Annotated in this window: 14 protein-coding genes, 4 tRNA genes and 1 pseudogene; 4 read left to right on the top strand and 15 right to left on the bottom strand. The window is 61.3% G+C overall.

What is annotated here, in order from left to right:
• Positions 1–21: 21 nt before the first annotated feature.
• The 4 genes from lpxK to J3Q04_RS07655 form a co-directional block, all read right to left on the bottom strand.
• Positions 22–1,032: a tetraacyldisaccharide 4'-kinase gene (gene lpxK, locus J3Q04_RS07670; RefSeq protein WP_434607131.1), complete on the bottom strand. Its 1,011-nt coding sequence runs from the start codon at positions 1,030–1,032 to the stop codon at positions 22–24.
• Positions 1,032–1,460 carry an ExbD/TolR family protein gene (locus J3Q04_RS07665; protein WP_434607133.1) on the bottom strand — a complete coding sequence of 143 codons (429 nt, stop codon included), beginning with the start codon at positions 1,458–1,460 and terminating at the stop codon, positions 1,032–1,034. The genes lpxK and J3Q04_RS07665 overlap by 1 nt, the downstream gene beginning before the upstream one ends.
• The gene (locus J3Q04_RS07660; protein WP_420766996.1) at positions 1,457–2,092 is read right to left on the bottom strand and encodes a MotA/TolQ/ExbB proton channel family protein; all 636 of its coding nucleotides are present in this window, start codon (positions 2,090–2,092) and stop codon (positions 1,457–1,459) included. Before J3Q04_RS07660 ends, J3Q04_RS07665 begins: the two co-directional genes overlap by 4 nt.
• A 96-nt stretch (positions 2,093–2,188) precedes the next feature.
• Positions 2,189–4,435 carry a DNA internalization-related competence protein ComEC/Rec2 gene (locus J3Q04_RS07655; protein ID WP_434607135.1) on the bottom strand — a complete coding sequence of 749 codons (2,247 nt, stop codon included), beginning with the start codon at positions 4,433–4,435 and terminating at the stop codon, positions 2,189–2,191.
• Positions 4,436–4,580: 145 nt separating this feature from the next.
• Between J3Q04_RS07655 and J3Q04_RS07650 the strand changes: the two genes are divergently transcribed.
• Positions 4,581–5,096 carry a DUF2062 domain-containing protein gene (locus J3Q04_RS07650; RefSeq protein WP_420766897.1) on the top strand — a complete coding sequence of 172 codons (516 nt, stop codon included), beginning with the start codon at positions 4,581–4,583 and terminating at the stop codon, positions 5,094–5,096.
• A gap of 58 nt (positions 5,097–5,154) precedes the next feature.
• On the opposite strand, the gene J3Q04_RS07645 is transcribed toward J3Q04_RS07650, so the two are convergent.
• The 3 genes from J3Q04_RS07645 to J3Q04_RS07635 all read right to left on the bottom strand — a co-directional run bounded on the left by J3Q04_RS07645 (position 5,155) and on the right by J3Q04_RS07635 (position 7,622).
• On the bottom strand, positions 5,155–5,934 hold the full coding sequence (locus J3Q04_RS07645) for an ABC transporter permease (protein ID WP_420766898.1): 780 nt from the start codon (positions 5,932–5,934) through the stop codon (positions 5,155–5,157).
• On the bottom strand, positions 5,931–6,863 hold the full coding sequence (locus J3Q04_RS07640; protein ID WP_434607138.1) for an ABC transporter ATP-binding protein: 933 nt from the start codon (positions 6,861–6,863) through the stop codon (positions 5,931–5,933). Before J3Q04_RS07640 ends, J3Q04_RS07645 begins: the two co-directional genes overlap by 4 nt.
• A 135-nt stretch (positions 6,864–6,998) precedes the next feature.
• Entirely contained in the window at positions 6,999–7,622 is a 624-nt protein-coding gene (locus tag J3Q04_RS07635; RefSeq protein WP_420766900.1) for a glutathione S-transferase family protein, read from the bottom strand.
• Between the two features lie 303 nt (positions 7,623–7,925).
• Here J3Q04_RS07635 and J3Q04_RS07630 point away from each other — a divergent pair, with 303 nt between their 5' ends.
• Positions 7,926–10,373 carry an acyl-CoA dehydrogenase gene (locus tag J3Q04_RS07630; RefSeq protein ID WP_434560040.1) on the top strand — a complete coding sequence of 816 codons (2,448 nt, stop codon included), beginning with the start codon at positions 7,926–7,928 and terminating at the stop codon, positions 10,371–10,373.
• A gap of 77 nt (positions 10,374–10,450) precedes the next feature.
• Positions 10,451–10,858: a PA2817 family protein gene (locus J3Q04_RS07625; RefSeq protein ID WP_420766902.1), complete on the top strand. Its 408-nt coding sequence runs from the start codon at positions 10,451–10,453 to the stop codon at positions 10,856–10,858.
• A 181-nt stretch (positions 10,859–11,039) separates the two neighbouring features.
• Here the strand turns inward: J3Q04_RS07625 and J3Q04_RS07620 are convergent.
• The 4 genes from J3Q04_RS07620 to J3Q04_RS07605 form a co-directional block, all read right to left on the bottom strand.
• Positions 11,040–11,115: transfer RNA gene (locus J3Q04_RS07620), tRNA-Gly, on the bottom strand.
• Positions 11,116–11,118: 3 nt separating this feature from the next.
• Positions 11,119–11,194: transfer RNA gene (locus J3Q04_RS07615), tRNA-Glu, on the bottom strand.
• A gap of 105 nt (positions 11,195–11,299) precedes the next feature.
• Positions 11,300–11,375: transfer RNA gene (locus J3Q04_RS07610), tRNA-Gly, on the bottom strand.
• Between the two features lie 2 nt (positions 11,376–11,377).
• Positions 11,378–11,453 (bottom strand) — tRNA-Glu (locus J3Q04_RS07605).
• A gap of 371 nt (positions 11,454–11,824) precedes the next feature.
• On the opposite strand from J3Q04_RS07605, the gene J3Q04_RS07600 reads away from it, so the two are divergent.
• Positions 11,825–12,583 carry a hypothetical protein gene (locus tag J3Q04_RS07600; protein ID WP_434560042.1) on the top strand — a complete coding sequence of 253 codons (759 nt, stop codon included), beginning with the start codon at positions 11,825–11,827 and terminating at the stop codon, positions 12,581–12,583.
• Between the two features lie 164 nt (positions 12,584–12,747).
• Here J3Q04_RS07600 and J3Q04_RS07595 read toward each other — a convergent pair whose 3' ends face one another.
• From J3Q04_RS07595 to J3Q04_RS07580, 4 genes and pseudogenes are all read right to left on the bottom strand, one after another.
• Positions 12,748–13,452, bottom strand: a complete 705-nt coding sequence (locus tag J3Q04_RS07595) for a methyl-accepting chemotaxis protein (protein WP_434635635.1) — start codon at positions 13,450–13,452, stop codon at positions 12,748–12,750.
• A gap of 204 nt (positions 13,453–13,656) precedes the next feature.
• Positions 13,657–13,803: pseudogene (locus J3Q04_RS07590) on the bottom strand (HAMP domain-containing protein); the annotation flags it as partial.
• A gap of 1,022 nt (positions 13,804–14,825) precedes the next feature.
• The gene (locus J3Q04_RS07585; protein ID WP_434607141.1) at positions 14,826–16,223 is read right to left on the bottom strand and encodes a PLP-dependent aminotransferase family protein; all 1,398 of its coding nucleotides are present in this window, start codon (positions 16,221–16,223) and stop codon (positions 14,826–14,828) included.
• 208 nt (positions 16,224–16,431) lie between these two features.
• Positions 16,432–17,193, bottom strand: coding sequence for an SDR family oxidoreductase (locus J3Q04_RS07580; protein ID WP_420766905.1), 762 nt, complete (start codon positions 17,191–17,193; stop codon positions 16,432–16,434).
• Between the last annotated feature and the right edge of the window lie 81 nt (positions 17,194–17,274).

The raw sequence follows: 17,274 nt of genomic DNA, 5'->3' as shown, positions 1-17,274 counted from the left end.
AAAAATCCCCTGGAAAAACGTTTAAGGCAAGAGCCGATCCGGCAACAGGCGCATCAGCTGCGTATCGAACCAGGCCGCGAAGGCCGGCGAAGGTGCTGCGTCCACCGCCAGGTACCACCAGTCGGGCGCGGCGAAGGCACGGCACTTGACCGCGTCCTTTTCCGTCATGACCACCGGCAGGGACGGCGTAAAATTCAACGCCTGGGCACTGTATTCGGCATGATCGGCAAACCCGTGCGGTATTGGCCGCCAGTGTAGCGTTTCAAGGGTCGTGAAGAAACGCTGCGGATTGCCGATGCCGGCCACGGCGTGCAGGGCCTGGCCGGGTGGAAAATGATCGAGGGAGCGCCGTTCGCCGCTGGCCAGGTTGACCAGCAGGGTGGGTTGGAGCTGGAAGGCGAAGCCGTCCTCGCGATCAGCGCTGGCGCCGTTGAACAGTACGGCGTCGACCGATTGCAGGCGCTCGACCGGCTCGCGCAGCGGACCGGCAGGCAGGCAACGCCGGTTGCCCAGGCCCCGGGCATTGTCGATCAATACCAGTTCAAGGTCCCGCGCCAGGCGATAATGCTGCATGCCATCGTCGGACAGGATCAGATCCAGCGGCTCGCTTTCCAACAAAGCCCGGACAGCGCGGCTGCGATCGGGATCGATCATCAATGGCACGCCGGTGCGCTGGACGATCAGCAGCGGCTCGTCGCCCGCGATGTCGGCGCCCTGGTCCGCCGCGACCCGCCAGGGCAATTGCGGCGGCTTGGCGCCGTAGCCCCGGCTGACTACGCCGACCCGCAGGCCACTGCGCCGGCAATGTTCGATCATCCACAGAATCAGCGGCGTCTTGCCAGTGCCGCCAACGGTGATATTACCAACCACGATCAGCGGCACGGGCGGCTGGTAAACCTCACCCTCGCCTGCCAGGAAACGCTCGCGTTTGCCGACCACGACGCGTCGGTACAGCCATTCAAGTGGCCGCAGTAGCGCGAGGGCGGGATGCCCTTCATACCAGGCGGCAAGCAATCGATCGGACATGGCCATCAGGGTGCGGGCGCCGCCTCGACGGTGGTCATGCGCAGATGGCTGAAGCCGAGCTTGCCGGCGGCGTCCATGGCGGTGATGACCGATTGATGAGGCGTCTTGCCGTCGGCGCTGATGGAGAGCGGCAGGCTGGTATCGCCGCCGGACTCCCTCTGCAGGGCCTCGATCAGGCTCGCCAGGTCACTTTTGGGCAACAGATTGTTGTTGACCGAGAACGTCCCTTCGGCGCTGATGATGACCTCCAGGTTCTTCAGTTGCTGGTCTTCGGCCGGCGAGCCACTGACGGCCTGCGGCAATTCGACCTTGAGCTGGGTCTCCCGGGTAAACGTGGTGGTCACGACGAAAAACAGCAGCAGGATGAATACCACGTCGATCAGCGACGCGAGATTGATCTCGATGTTTTCCCGTGGTTTGCGGCGGAATTTCACTTCTTGCCCCCGGCCAGGTCCACATCGCGGTCGCCCTGCACCACCTCGACCAACTTGATGGCTTCCTGCTCCATGCCCACCACCAACTCATCGACGCGACGTTGCAGGAAACGATGGAAGAATACCGAGGGGATTCCCACCATCAAACCGGCTGCGGTGGTGATCAACGCCTTGGATATGCCACCGGCCAGCACCGATGCATTGGTGGTCATGCCGGTCCCGGTAAATGCACTGAAAATATCGATCATGCCCAGCACCGTGCCCAGCAATCCCAGCAACGGGGCCATGGCGGCAATGGTTCCCAAGGCATTGAGGTAGCGCTCCAGCTCATGGATGACCCGGGCAGCCGCCTCTTCGATGCACTCCTTCATGATCTCGCGGCCATGCTTGGAGTTCGCCAGGCCCGCCGCAAGGATTTCGCCCAGCGGCGAACTGGCACGCAACTCCTTGAGCTTGTCCTTGTTCAGCTGCTTGTCCTTGATCCAGACCCAGACCTGCCCGAGCAGATGCTCCGGGGTCACGCGGCTGACCCGCAGGGTCCACAGGCGTTCGGCAACGATTCCCAATGCCGCGATGGAACTCAGAATGATCGGCAACATCATCCAGCCGCCGGATTTGACCAATTCCCACACAGTGACTGCCCCCTCGAAAAAGTGCGCCACTTTATCATACAGACGCGCGGTGCAGACCCGTGCCGCCGACAACACGACCATGACTGACGAGCTGGGTCAATGTTCTGTCCAAGCCCCCGCGGCCAGCCGGTCACGCCAGTAACGCCGAACACCTGCCTGGGTGCGCGCCGGCGCGAAGGCGCCCAGTTGCAGACGAATGGCGCCCTGCTCGGCGCTGTCGAAAATCGACAGGCCCAACCTCCTGTATCGCTCGATCACCCAGGGGTGCGGATGGCCGAACGCGTTGCTCCGCCCCCTGGATATCAACACCGAATGAGGTTTGAGCCGCGCCAGCAGCGCCATCGACGATGAGCTGCGGCTGCCATGGTGCGGTGCCGCCAGCCATTGGATCGGTCCCGCCAAGGGACCTTCGAGCAAGGCGCGCTCGGCGTGGGTATCGATGTCGCCGGTCAACAGCAGTCGCTCCTCGCCCGCCATGACCACTAAGACACAGGATTTCTGATTGCTTTCGACAGCTGAATCCCAGCGCCAGAGCTCGAACCTGACCCCGTCCCATGCCCAGCTCTCGCCGCTATCGCATGAACCCGCCTGCAAATCCCCGGGCAGCGCTTGCGGATCACCGCTGATGACCCGAGTCGTTGGCAATCGGTTGCGCACGGCCTGGGCTCCGCCGGCGTGATCGGCATCGGCGTGGCTAAGCAACAGAAGGTCGATCTTTTCCACACCAAGCTTGTGCAAGGTCGGCACGACCACGCGCTCGCCTGAATCCGCCTCGCCAAAGCGCGGCCCTGCGTCGTAGAGCAAGGTATGCCGATGGGTGCGCACCAGGATCGCCAACCCCTGGCCGACGTCCAATTGCCAGACTTCCGCTTGGCCCGGAGGCACTTCGTCCCTGGGAGGAAAAACCATCAGCAACAACATCGGCCATCCGAGGAGGCGTAGGGGCACGCCCTCGGGCAGCAACAACAGCAGAGCACCGGTCGCTGCAATGCACCACGCCCACAGCGGTATGGCGAGAGGCACCCAGGCCGGCACCTGCCCGGCAGCCAAGCCGAGCCCATTGAACAGCAGATCGAGCAGCCCGCCGGCGATCCAGAGCAGGCTTTCACCGACGAAGGGGATCGGCAGCAACGCCGTGCCAAGCAGTGCCGAGGGCAACACCAACAGGCTGATCCAGGGCACCGCCAGCAGGTTGATCAAAGGACCGCTGAGGCTGACCGGCAGTCCCAGGATCAATAACAGCGGGCACAGCCCCAGGGCAATGAACCACTGGGCGCGGGTCCACGTCTGCCACCAGCGCCACGGCCCCAGGCGACCGCCAACAGTGAACATCAATATCGCCACCGCAGCGAACGACAACCAGAAGCCTGGCCGCAGGCTGGCCAGCGGATCCAGCACCAGCACCCCGACGAACGCCGCCATCCAGGCCCACCAGGGTTGAGCCTGGCGGAAACGCAAGCGCCACAACAGCACCAGGCCAATCATTGCGCAGGCCCGTCGCACCGGCACATCGAGCCCGGCGAGCAGGCCGTACCCCAGGGCCGCGGCAAATGCCAGGGCGCACGCCCAGGGCAACCACGGCAAACGCGCCGGCCAGACGCCATAACGCGCCGCCCCCGCCACCAGCAGATAGACCAGGCCGGCAAGCAGGCCAATATGCTGCCCGGAAATCACCAGCAGATGGACGGTGCCAGTGTCTTGCAGCACCCGCCATTCTTCGCGGCTCAACCCGGCGCCGTCGCCGAGGATCAACGCCAGCAGCGCACCGGAACGGCCCTGGGCATCGACCTTTGCCAGTGCCTGGCGCACCCCATCGCGCCAGGCGCCCTTGGCCGGTTGTAGCAGCGAACCATCCTTGACGGTGCCGGTCGCACCGATCCCCCTGCTCAACAGCCAGGCCTCATAGTCGAAGCCATGGGGATTGAGCAACCCCGCGGGTCGCTTGAGTTTCACCGCCAGGCGCCACGTCTCTCCACTACTGACCAGCGGCCCGCCATACCAGGCCAGGCGCATCGACGCCGGCAAACGCGTACGCCGGGAATGCGCATCGGCGAGCTCGAAACGCACGACGCCATCACCCTGTTGCGGCAAACCGACGACCCGCCCCTCGACCCAGCGAGTCTCACCCTCCAGCGCGACGGACAACCGATCGTCCAATGCGAGCTGTGCGCAAAAACAGGCCCAGGCCAGCCCGATGAAGAACAAGCCTGCCCAGTACGTACGCGTCGGCAACACCAACAATGCCGCCACAGTCATGGCTGCAATCAACCAGGACGGCGGCAAGGCCGGTAGAAAAATCGGGGCCAGCAGCCCCAGTGCAAGCGCGACCATTGCCGTGCGCATAAGCCCATCCTTGAGAGTTCCCTCTCCAGGCTTAGACGCTCAATGGCACCCTGCGCGTTATCAATTGTCACAAAGTCTGAATCTGTCAGTCGTAGAATCCGGACATACTTGCGGCCTGACTGCTGTGATCCGACCGAGAAGCCTTATGCCCCGGCGCCTATTCAAACGTTACATGCCTGACCCAGCGAGCATTCGGGAACACAAATCCTTACGCTTTCTCGGTACGCTGCTGCACGACCCCAACCTTTGGCACCTCAATCGCCATTCGGTCGCCCGGGCGATGGCCGTCGGCCTGTTCGCCGCTTTCTTGCCCATTCCCCTGCAAATGCTGCTGGCCGCGGCGCTGGCCATCACGGTTCGCGGCAACATTCCGATTGCCGTGAGCCTGGTCTGGCTGACCAACCCCATCACCATGCCGGCGGTGTTCTTCTGCACTTATCAAACCGGCGCCTGGCTGATGGATGTGCCAGCCCGGACGTTGCCGGACGAATTGACCTGGGAGTGGATCACCCACCAGCTGGCGACGTTGTGGCAGCCGTTTCTGTTGGGTTCGGTGGTGACTGGGTTGGTACTTGGGGCGCTGGCATACTTCGTGACGATGGCGTACTGGCGCTGGTGGGTTACCAGACAATGGAGGCGGCGCAAGCGGAGTCGGATGTGATGATTTTGGGGTGCATGTATTCACGCACCCCAAAAAAAACGAAGAACCCAAGACAATCTCAGGTACGCATTCCCCGCCCACTCACCAGCAACCGCGCGCACCCCACGTAAAGCACCACGGTCGCAACCAGCATGAAGGTGATCGCGATACTGATGCGAATGTCCGACACCCCAAGGATCCCGTAGCGAAACGCGTTGACCATATGCAACACCGGGTTGGCCAGCGATACGGTCTGCCAGAACGGGGGCAGCAAGGAGATCGAATAGAACACTCCACCCAGGTAGGTCAGCGGCGTCAGTACGAAGGTCGGGATGATGGAGATGTCGTCGAAGTTGCGCGCAAACACGGCATTGATGAAACCCAGCAGCGAAAAGATCGTAGCCGTCAGCACCACCACCAGGATCGTCACGCCCAGGTGATGCACCTGCAGGTCGGTGAAGAACAGCGACAGCAGGGTCACGATCAGGCCCACCGCCAATCCTCGCAACACACCGCCCAAGGCAAACCCGATCAGGATCGTATGGGGCGAAACCGGTGAGACCATCAGTTCTTCGATCGAACGCTGGAATTTGCTGCCGAAGAAACTCGACACGACGTTGCCGTAGGAGTTGGTGATCACCGACATCATGATCAGCCCCGGCACGATGTAGTCCATGTACGTAAAGCCGCCCATGTCGCCGATCTGCCGGCCGATCAGGTTACCGAAGATCACAAAGTACAAAACCATCGTGATGGCCGGGGGCAGCAAGGTCTGCGGCCAGATCCGCATGAAGCGTCGGACTTCGCGATAAACGATCGTATTGAGGGCGATCAGGTTGGGGCGCAGTTCCGAACTCATACCGCCACCTTCGCCAGGTTTTTTTCCACCAGGGACACGAACAACTCCTCAAGGCGATTGGTCTTGTTGCGCAGGCTCAGCACTTCGATGTTTTGCAGGGCCAGCTGGGTGAACAGCCCGGTAATGCCGACGGATTTGTCGACCTGGACTTCCAGGGTGTGGCCGTCCAGCAGCCGGGCCGGATAGCCTACGAGCTGAGGGGTGACGCTCAAGTCATGCTTGAGATCCAGCAAAAAGGTTTCCACGTGCAATTGGCTCAGCAACTGCCGCATGCTGGTGTTCTCGACGATAGTGCCGTGGTCGATGATGCCGATATTGCGGCACAGCTGCTCGGCTTCTTCCAGATAATGCGTCGTGAGGATAATGGTGATGCCTTTCTGGTTCAGCTCGGTCAGGAAGGTCCACATCGAACGGCGCAGTTCGATGTCCACGCCCGCGGTCGGTTCATCGAGGATCAGCAGGCGCGGTTCATGCACCAGCGCGCGCGCAATCATCAAACGTCGCTTCATGCCACCGGACAACGAACGGGACGGCACGTCGCGCTTGTCCCACAAGCCCAGTTGGGTCAGGTACTGTTCGGCGCGCTCGTTGGCAATCTTCGGTGGGATGCCGTAGTAGCCGGCCTGGGTCACGACGATGTCGAAGGTCTTTTCGAACTGGTTGAAATTGAATTCCTGAGGCACCACGCCGATGCAGCGCTTGAGCGCGGCGGGCGCGCGGTCCAGGTCGTGGCCGAAGACATTGACCGTGCCGCTGGTCTTGTTCACCAGAGTGGAAAGAATGCCGATGGTCGTGGATTTGCCTGCCCCGTTCGGGCCAAGCAAGGCGAAGAAATCACCTTCGGCGACGTCCAGATCGATACCACTCAGGGCCTGGAAACCGTTGCCGTAGGTTTTGGTTAACTGCCGTATGGACAGAGCGGAACTCATATCGGATTACGCACCAAGAAGGGGGAAGAAGAACACTAGATAAGGGCGCACGGCGAGCAATGCAACCATGGCGCACGAAGGCAATGGTGCGTGGCGTCGCCGCACAAGTACAGTGAAGTGTGTCGATAGTAACTATTAAGTCAACGCGGTCATGACAGCTTTCTGATAGGCCGGACGCTGCCTGAGCCGTGCATACCAGGCTTGGAGGTTCGGCAGCGCGGCGCGCTCGATGGGCATCTCGAACCAGGCATAAATGAAACTGCCGAGGGGAATGTCGCCCATGCCGATTTCATCACCGCCAAGGTAAGGCTGTTCGGCCAGGGCCTGGTCGACCATCGCCAGCAGGTCGTCGCACTCCTTGATCGCCGCCTTGATGGCAACCCAGTCCTGCTGCTCGGGCGGGGTGCGCAGGACGCCCCAGAATACCGTGCGAAACGGGGCCGCGAAGCTGGACGTGGTCCAGTCCATCCACTTCTCTGCCTTGGCCCGGGCCTGGACATCGTCGGGGTACCAAGCCGAACCCGATGCATGACGAGCGGCCAGGTAGCGAACGATGGTATTCGACTCCCAGAGCACGAAGCCTTCGTCTTCCAGCATCGGAACCCGACCGTTGGGGTTCTTGGCGCGGTACTGCGGCGTATCCACCACACCGAAGGCCCCGCCGGCATCGATGGCCTCGTAGGCCAGTCCCAGTTCCTCGGCACACCACAACGCCTTTCGAACATTCGATGAGTTCTTCCGGCCCCAAATCTTCAGCATCTCGGCTTCCTCAAAGGATAAATGCCGCAGCAGCATACGCCGGATGAGGAACGGCTCAAATCATTACCCGCCACGGAGCCGACCCGCGCTGTCGACCCATCCGGGGCCGACACGGCATTTGTGCCAAACAATGGCGTTTTCTCACGCTGGCAACGAACGATTTCCCACGGTTGTTGCCAACCAGACTGGCGCGATACGTCGAGGGTTTCCCACGAAATCAATCACATCGCGCCGACTGCCGGTTTTGCAGGGGCCGTCTAAGCTCTGAAGGTCGGTTTTGCCTTGGTTCACGGAGGATCACTTATGCTGTTGTTGTGGATACTGGTTCTGGTCGTCGGGGTAGCCTGGCTGGCGCATCGTCGCACCGCCCCGCTACCGGCGCTGGGCATCGTCGCCGTCTACCTGCTGGTGATGGGCATCGCCAGCCATGCACCCGGCTGGCTGATGCTCGTTCTCTGGCTGGTGCTCGCCGCCATCGCGGCACCGCTGCTGCTACCGGACCTGCGCCGCAAATACTTCAGCGCGCCGATGTTCGACTGGTTCCAGAAAACCCTGCCGCCCATGTCCCAGACCGAGCGCGACGCCATCGACGCTGGCACGGTATGGTGGGATGGCGAGCTTTTCAGTGGACGGCCAGACTGGGACACGCTGCTGGCTTACCCCAAGGTTCGTCTGACCGACGAGGAGCAGGCGTTCCTCGACGGCCCTACCGAAGCGCTTTGTGCGATGGTCAGCGACTGGCAGATCGGCCAGGCGATGGACCTGCCGCCCGAAGCGTGGGCACACATCAAGGAGCATGGTTTTTTCGCCCTGATCATTCCCAAGGAATACGGTGGCAAGGGGTTCTCCGCCTATGCCCACTCCCAGGTGGCAATGAAGCTCGCCACCCGCAGCGGCGACCTGGCTTCCACCGTCATGGTCCCCAATTCCCTCGGCCCCGCGGAACTGTTGCTGCATTACGGCACCGACGAACAACGCAACCATTACCTGCCGCGACTGGCCCGTGGCGACGACATCCCCTGCTTCGCGCTGACCGGCCCACTGGCCGGGTCCGACGCCGGGGCGATGCCCGACACCGGGATCATCTGCAAAGGCGAGTGGCAAGGCGAGGAAACCCTTGGCCTGCGCCTGAACTGGGAAAAGCGCTACATCACCCTAGGCCCGGTCGCCACCCTCCTCGGCCTGGCCTTCAAGGCCTATGACCCGGACCACTTGCTGGGCGACGAAGAAGACCTGGGAATCAGCCTGGCGCTGATCCCCACCGACACGCCCGGCGTTCAGATCGGCCGTCGCCATCTGCCCCTCGGCGCCGCCTTCATGAACGGGCCGAACTGGGGCAAGGATGTCTTCATCCCGCTGGACTTTCTGATCGGCGGCCAGGCCATGCTCGGCAAGGGCTGGATGATGCTGATGAACTGCCTGTCGGTCGGGCGCTCGATTTCATTGCCCGCGGTCGGTACCGGCGCGGCGAAGTTCACCAGCCTGGTCACCGGCCAGTACACCCAGGTGCGTGAACAATTCAACGTGCCGTTGTCGGCCTTCGAAGGCATCCAGGAAGCCATGGCGCGCATCGGTGGCAACGCCTGGCTGATGGACGCCGCGCGCATGCTGACGGCCAACGCGGTGGACCTCGGCGAAAAACCTTCGGTGCTGTCGGCGATCCTCAAGTACCACCTGACCGAACGTGGCCGCGAATGCATCAGCCACGCGATGGACGTTCACGGCGGCAAAGGCATCATCATGGGTCCTAACAACTACCTGGGACGCAGTTGGCAAGGCGCGCCGATTTTCATCACGGTCGAAGGCGCGAATATCCTGTCGCGCAACCTGATGATCTTCGGCCAGGGTGCCATCCGCTGCCATCCGTTCGTGCTCAAGGAAATGGCCCTGGCCACCCGCGAGGACAAAGACCAGGCATTGCTCGAATTCGACGCACTGCTGCTCAAGCACATCGGTTTCGCGGTCAGCAATGCCGCCAGCACCTTGGTGCTGAATCTCGGCCTGGGGCATTTCGATAACGTGCCAGGCAACGCCTTGAGCCAAGGCTATTTCCGCGCCCTCAACCGGCAAGCGGCGGCATTTGCCTTGCTGGCGGACCTCAGCATGATGTTGCTGGGTGGTGAGCTCAAGCGCCGCGAGCGCTTGTCTGCCCGATTGGGTGATGTGTTGAGCAACCTTTACCTGGCCTCGGCTGCACTCAAGCGCTACCACGATCTCGATTCGCCGGATCATATGGCGCCACTGTTCCAGTGGGCCATGGAAGAAAGCCTGGGTCAGTCGGAGCGGGCGTTGGACGAGCTGCTGGCCAACTTCCCAAGCCGGCTGCTGGGCTGCCTGTTGCGTGTGGTGGTGTTTCCTTTCGGCCGGCGTCATAAAGGTCCGAGCGACCGGCTCGATGCCGAGGTGGCAGCGGTTATCGGTCGCGCCAAGGGCGATCCGACTTTGGAGGAGTTGCTTCAAGGCTGCTATCGCCCACAGTCACAGGATGATCCTGTCGGTGCGCTGCAATACGCCGCCGACCTGCTGGCCACCGCCCATCCGCTGCACAAGAAATTGCACGTGGCATTGAAGCAGGGTCAGCTCGACCCGGCACCTGGAGAGCCCCTTATCGATGCAGCGCTCGAAGCGGGCGTGCTGAATGCAACCGAAGCGCAGACCCTGCGAGCCGCTGAAACGGCACGCCGCAAGGTCATCGACGTGGACGACTTCGACCCGCAAGCGCTGACGCTCACTGAGGACAAAGTCCGTTGATCCGGACGACCAGCATGTAAAAGCGGGCGCAGGCGCTTTATACTCCTGCGCCCGTTTTGCTCTTGAGGACTTATCTCGTGTCCAACGTCGTTGCCGATCACCTCGTCTTGCTTGACCACTTGCGCAGCATCCTGGTCGCCGTGGGTGAGGCCGAACAGGTGCCCGAAGAAAGCCATGCGCTGTTTCTGGAACGCTTTGATGATTTGCGCGCGCAGTTGCCGGTCGATCCGATCGAAAGCCAATACCTGGGCCAGGACCTCTTGTGCCAAGTGATCGTCCGATATCCGCAGATTGCCCACTTGGTGCCTCGCGACCTGCTGTGGTACTTCGGCGGCGATTGCCTTCACTACATGCCCGACGAAGAAATCAACCTGTACCAGGCCTTGGAGGAACGTCGGTTCGAAGCTGAGCAGAACGACGAGCCCTTCGATTGGAACCAGGAAAAACAATTGCTGGCGATGTCGGACCAGGACAGCAAACACTGATCGCAGCCAGTAAAAAACAGGCCCGCACGGCTTACACCTTGCGGGCTTTTTCTTTGCTGTGGAGCAGCGCAACCCAGCCCGATCGCTGAGTCATCGCGGCTCGCGACCGCCTGGAGGGCTAGGAGACTTTTTATAGGCGCATAAAAAAACGCCGCTCCAATGAGCGGCGTTTTCTTGAATTTGGAGCGGGAAACGAGACTCGAACTCGCGACCCCGACCTTGGCAAGGTCGTGCTCTACCAACTGAGCTATTCCCGCAAATGGCGTCCCCTAGGGGACTCGAACCCCTGTTACCGCCGTGAAAGGGCGGTGTCCTAGGCCACTAGACGAAGGGGACACACTAACTGGAACACATGGTGTGTATTCCAGTGCCCAAATCCGCATCCTAAGATGTCGGCTCTGGCTTCACTCAGCCCTGCCCGAAAGCAACGCTGTTTAAAATTGGAGCGGGAAACGAGACTCGAACTCGCGACCCCGACCTTGGCAAGGTCGTGCTCTACCAACTGAGCTATTCCCGCATTGGCGTCCCCTAGGGGACTCGAACCCCTGTTACCGCCGTGAAAGGGCGGTGTCCTAGGCCACTAGACGAAGGGGACACACGTACAACATTCACTGCTTATCGCGTTTGGCTAGGTGCTTTACGCTGTAAGTGGCGCGCATTCTATGGATGGATTGGAGGGTCGTCAACCCCCAGATATAAATTTATTTAAATCAATGACTTCCCCCGCTTTGAAGCGGCTTCGCGAATTTTGTCCGCCCGGTCTCTGACGCCTATATTCTGTCACCCGCCAAGGCGCTATAGTCGCACCAGGCAAATAGTGGCAATGTGCATCTACGCCGCTGTAAGCCCTATAAACAGCACGACGCCCGTCTAATCGCGTCGCTCGGGCCTATGCGCTTAAAAGCCAAGCCACTACACTCATGACATGCGTTCCCCATTAAAGAGGTCTTACCGGTGACACCACTCATGATCACCCTGCTCGTCGTAGCCGGGATCGCACTGTTGATCGCCATTGGCTACATGAACCATGTGGTGGAAAATAACAAGCTGGAAAAGGCCCGCACCAAGGTCGAGCTCAACGACCGCCTGCGTCGTTGTGGCGAGCTCACCGAAACCTTCCCCGGCCAGTTGATGACCCCTGCCCTGAAGCTGTTGATCACGCGTCTTGAGCTGAACGTCTGCCAGCGCCTGCTGAATCTCGACAAGTCCAACGCTCAGGTCAAGGCACGCCTGGACGAACTGACTGCACTGGCCGCCCAGGGTGAATCGATTCCGGTCAACAACCCGCCGGCGCCGATCCAGACCGAAGCGAAGGCCAAGGATGTTCGGTTCCTGCTCGAGGCCTTGCACGGCCAGATCACCCGCGCGGCCCAGGACGGTTTCCTGCCGCCCAACGAGGCCAAGCGCTGGGTTCGCGAGGTCCGGCACATTCTGGTGCTGCTGCACATCGAATTCTTCAACAACCTCGGCCAGCAGGCGCTGCAGCAGGAACAGCCCGGGCAGGCTCGCCTGGCGTTCGAGCGTGGTGTCCAGTATTTGCGCAAGCAGCAGGAACCGCAGGTCTATGCTGAACAGCTGGCTTATCTGGAAAAGCTTCTGGCTCGGGCCAATGCCCAGGTCCTGGCGAGCACTCAGCCTGTGGAGGGTGAGGTGAACCAGTTGACCGAGGGGTTGAAGGAAGACGAAGCGAACGACGAGTGGAAGAAAAAGAAGGTCTACGACTGAGGTTGGGGTGCGGAGCGGGATGGGGTGAGAAGGTTGGAACGTGCTGGCCTCTTCGCGGACAAGCCCGCTCCTACAGGATTTGCGGCGACATGAACCTTGTGTTCACCGGACATCCCACGTGGGGGCCAGCTTGCTGGCGATAGTGGCAGCAACAGCTCCCCAACTCACAACTTGAAATGCCCCACCATTCCTTTCAACTCAACGCCCAACTGCGCCAGTTCAACGCTGGAGGCAGCATTACCCTGCATGGCCACGGATGATTGATCGGCGCTGGCGCGGATGCTGGTGACGCTGCGGTTGATTTCTTCGGCCACGGAGCTTTGTTGTTCGGCGGCCGCTGCGATCTGCTGGTTCATTTGCTGGATCAACGACACCGCCGCCGCGATGCTGCCTAGCGCGCTTTCGGTCTGCAATGCATCGCTGACCGCCATTTTTACCAGCTCGCCACTGCTCTGGATTTGCTGTACGGACGCTTGAGCAGCAGAGCGTAGCGCGCTGACCAGGCGCTCGATTTCCTCGGTGGACTGTTGCGTGCGCCTGGCCAGGGCCCGCACTTCATCGGCCACCACCGCAAACCCCCTGCCCTGTTCGCCAGCCCGCGCCGCCTCGATAGCTGCGTTGAGCGCCAACAGATTGGTTTGCTCGGCGACACTCTTGATCACGCTCAGCACGGTGCCGATGTTTTGTATCTCGGCGCTCAGGCTTTCGATGCTGGTGCTCGCCATGGTCGCCGAGTCAGCCAGTTGCTCGATACGGACCATGCTCTGGCGCACGACCTGCTGGCCGCTTTCGACTTTATCATCAGCCGTTTGGGCCGCTTGCGCCGCCTCCTCCGCATTGCGGGCTACATCGTGAACCGTGGCAGTCATCTGGTTCATCGCCGTGGCCACTTGCTCGGTTTCTTCCTTCTGGCTGCTGACTTCCAGGTTGGTCTGTTCAGTGACGGACGACAGCGACTGGGCGGAGCTGGCCAGTTGGTCGATGCCAGCCTGCAAACCGCTGACGATACTGCTCAAGCCGGCACCCATCTGTTGCATCGCCAACATCAGCTGGCCAATCTCATCCCGGCGCATCACTTCGACCTTGGCGCTCAGGTCCCCGGCGGCGATCCGCTGGGCGACACGGATCACACTGCGCAGCGGGGCGACGATCAACCGGGTAATCACCCAGGCCGCGATCAATCCAACCAGCAGCGCCAAAGCCGACGAGCCGATGATCATCAACGAATTTTTCTTAAGTTCCGTCTGCATGGCACTGTCTTCGGCGCTGTAGGCCTGGTCGACCCGCGCCATCACCTGATCGGCGCGCTCATGCAATTGCTGGTAGACGATCTTTTCCTTGGCCAGCAGCGCGGTGTATTCCGCCAGTTGCTGGTTGAACCCGCCGATGTGCCCGGCGACCTCGTTGAGTACGGTCTGGTAACCCGGGTCCTTGACCGCGCCCTTGAGCGCTTCCGCCAACTTCATGGCCTGCTCGGCCTGTTCGATATTGCCCTGCCCGGCAGCCTCATCACTGCCTTTACGGCTTTGGTCCAACCGAACGCGCGCTTCGTTCATCGACTGCAGCATAAGTCGCGACACTTCGCTGACCTGGTTGGCCTGCTCGATGAACTCTGCACCCTCCTTGCCCTCGGAATCCTTCAAGGTATAGGCGCCATCATCGGCGAGTCCGGCCTGCAATACATCCAGGTTGTTGGCGACACTGGACACCGACCAGCTGGCCATTTCCAGCGCCAGGTCCTTGCTCTGGCTCAGCCCGACGAACTCATCGAAGGCCTTGCGATACGCCGTCAGCGCCTGCTCCACCTCATTCATCACCGCCGCATTGCCGTCTGACCGTGTCCTGAGGTCGTTCGCCAGGGCCAGCAAGCCATCGACCCCCTGTCGCAGGGCATCGGCGGACTTGGGGTCTGAACGCAAGGCAAATTCCTGCTCCAGCAGCCGGACCTTGAGCAACCGGCTGTTGAGGGATGACATCTGCTTCAAGCCGTCGAAGCGATGGCTGATGGTTTGCAGGGACCAGACGCCAATGGCCGCCACTACTGCGGTAAGCAGCAGCACCAAGACAAAGCCGATACCCAATTTCTTTGCCATACCCAGGTTGGCAAAACGTCCTTGCACGGCCGAAATCATTGCGCCCAGTCCTCTGCCGGTGTGTGTTGATTGCAGATTCGCAACGAGACGCCCCGCAACACAAGATGCTGGCGTCGGAATAATGGCAAAAAGCTACAGCCGCGTCGTTTTCAGGACATTTGAGGTCGATCCAGAGCCGTGGCCCGGAAGAAAGCCAAGGCCCTGGGATCCCGGGCATAGGCGACGTTGACCCGCAGCCAATCCGTCTCGGCACCCGATGGGCTGAACGCCGTGCGGGATGACAACTGAATGCCGCACCGCCTGGCCAGACGCTGTACCTCAGCATAGTCACACAGCGGCGGACGTGCCCAGATGAACAGGCCTCCCGCCGGTTTGCCGAATACTTTCCAGTCGGCATCCTCCAAAAGCTGCAACGCCACCGCCATGTCGGCATTGAGGCGCTGGCGCTGGCGCTGGACCAGCTTGCGATAGGCGCCATTGGCCAGGAGGCTGGCCAGCACGGACTCGGCGAATCGGGAACCGCCCCGGCAAGTGATCTCCTTGATCTCGCCCAGACGCGCGATGACGGAGGGCGCCGCCACCATGAACCCGACGCGTAAAGAGCTGCTCAAGGTCTTGGAGAAGCTGCCCAGGTAGACCACGTCGGTATCCAGCGCCGCCAATCGGGCCCGCGTTGGCCCCTGGAAATCGGCGTAGACATCATCTTCGATGACCAGCATCGCGTGCTCTTGCGCCAGTTGCAGCAGACGCTGGGCCACCGCCGGCGCCAGGCTGCTGCCGGTTGGGTTGTGGCAGGCGCTGTTGACGAAAATAGCGCTGGGTCGATGAACCGCCAGCAGGCGTTGAAGGGCGTCGACGTCCGGGCCCCGGGGTGTCCTGGGCAGCTCGATCATGTCTATCTTGTGCAGCCTGAGCAGGTCGAACAGCTTTGAGTAACCGGGGCTCTCCACCACCACGCAGCAGCCCGGTCGCAGAAGCGTGCGCACGATCAGGTCGAGCCCGTGGGTAGCGCCCAGGGTGGTCAGGATGCGTTTTTCATCGGCATCGATATCGAACTGTTTCAATCGCCTGGACAGCTGCTCACGCAGGGCTGGCAGTCCCAGTGGCGTGCTGTAGTTGAACAACCCCGCCATGTCGGTGCGAGTCACCTGACGTATCGCATACCCCAGGTCATCACTTTCGCGCCAGCTTTCAGGCAGCCCGCCGCCGCCCAGCTTCAGCGCTTGATACATAACGCCTGCCGGGGCGTCATGATCGGCCAATACACCTTGCAGCCAGCCATGGGCCAAGGCTTCTTCCGTTGCGCAAGCGGCCGGAGCCACGACAAGACTCGAACCATGGCGCGACGCCAGCAAGCCCTGGGCGACCAAACGCTGGCAGGCTTCATGGACGCTCGCCTGACTCAGCAGGTTCTCCCGTGCCAGCTGGCGGATCGATGGCAGGCGAGTCCCCGGCTCCACCGCGCCCTGTCGAATCCAGCAGGCCAACGCATCGACAATTTGCTGCACGACGGGCACCAGGGCCTGCCGGTCGATTCTCAACTCCATGAGTAACCAAGCTCCTAAGCGTTTGTTTTATTTCCACAAACAGTTAAGCACAGGGCGATGCTGGGCGATGTAAGAGAACACGCAAAAACGGCTGATTCTCATTTCTTGAAATACAATGGCAAACCCATCAGGGGAACCTTTGCCCTCCAAAGAAAAACCCGCAACCAGTGCGGGCTTTGTCCTGCAGCGAGAAAAGCGCTTGTCGGAATCAGATTGCCGTAGCCCCCCCATCCACCGCCAACGCCTGGCCCGTGGTGAATGCCGCGCCGTCGCAGCACAAATACAACACGGCGCTGGCGATTTCCTCGACCTTGCCGATTCTGCCCACCGGATGCATCGAGTTGGCGTATTCGCCTTTTCTCGGGTCCGCCTCATAGGCCCGACGAAACATGTCTGTATCGATCACCGCCGGGCACACCGCATTAACGCGGATTTTCTTCTTGGCATATTCAATCGCCGCAGACTTGGTCAAGCCGATCACCGCATGCTTGGACGCCGCGTAGATGCTCATCTTTGGCGCCGCCCCAAGCCCTGCCACCGAGGCCGTATTGACGATCGCGCCGCCGCCCTGGGCAAGCAGCAAGGGCAGTTGGTATTTCATGCACAACCAGACGCCTTTAACGTTGACGCCCATGATCGCGTCGAACTCATCCAGCGTCCCGTCAGCCAGTTTGCCCTTCTCGATTTCGATGCCCGCGTTATTGAATGCGTAATCGAGGCGACCGTAGGCGCCGATGACTTCATTCATGAGATTTTGCACGTCGCTGTCCAGTGTCACGTCGCAGCGCACGAACACAGCCTCGCCACCCGCATCGCGAATCAACTGCACCGTGCCTTCGCCACCCGCGACGTCCAGGTCGGCGACGACTACCTTCAGGTGCTGTGCTGCGAACGCCTGGGCCGTGGCGCGACCAATGCCCGCCGCGCCGCCCGTCACCACGGCAACCTGTCCGGAAAACGTCATGCTCATCGTCAATGCCTCGAAGAATTACCGTTGTCGCTGCAATATAGCCATCCATCGCTTCGGTGCGGCAGCACTATCCAACCGCCG

Origin of the sequence: Pseudomonas sp. D4-21 (assembly GCF_051132125.1) — a bacterium.
Lineage (GTDB): Bacteria > Pseudomonadota > Gammaproteobacteria > Pseudomonadales > Pseudomonadaceae > Aquipseudomonas.
Note: the sequence above shows the minus strand (reverse complement) of the source record. Positions and strands in the feature narration are given on the sequence as shown.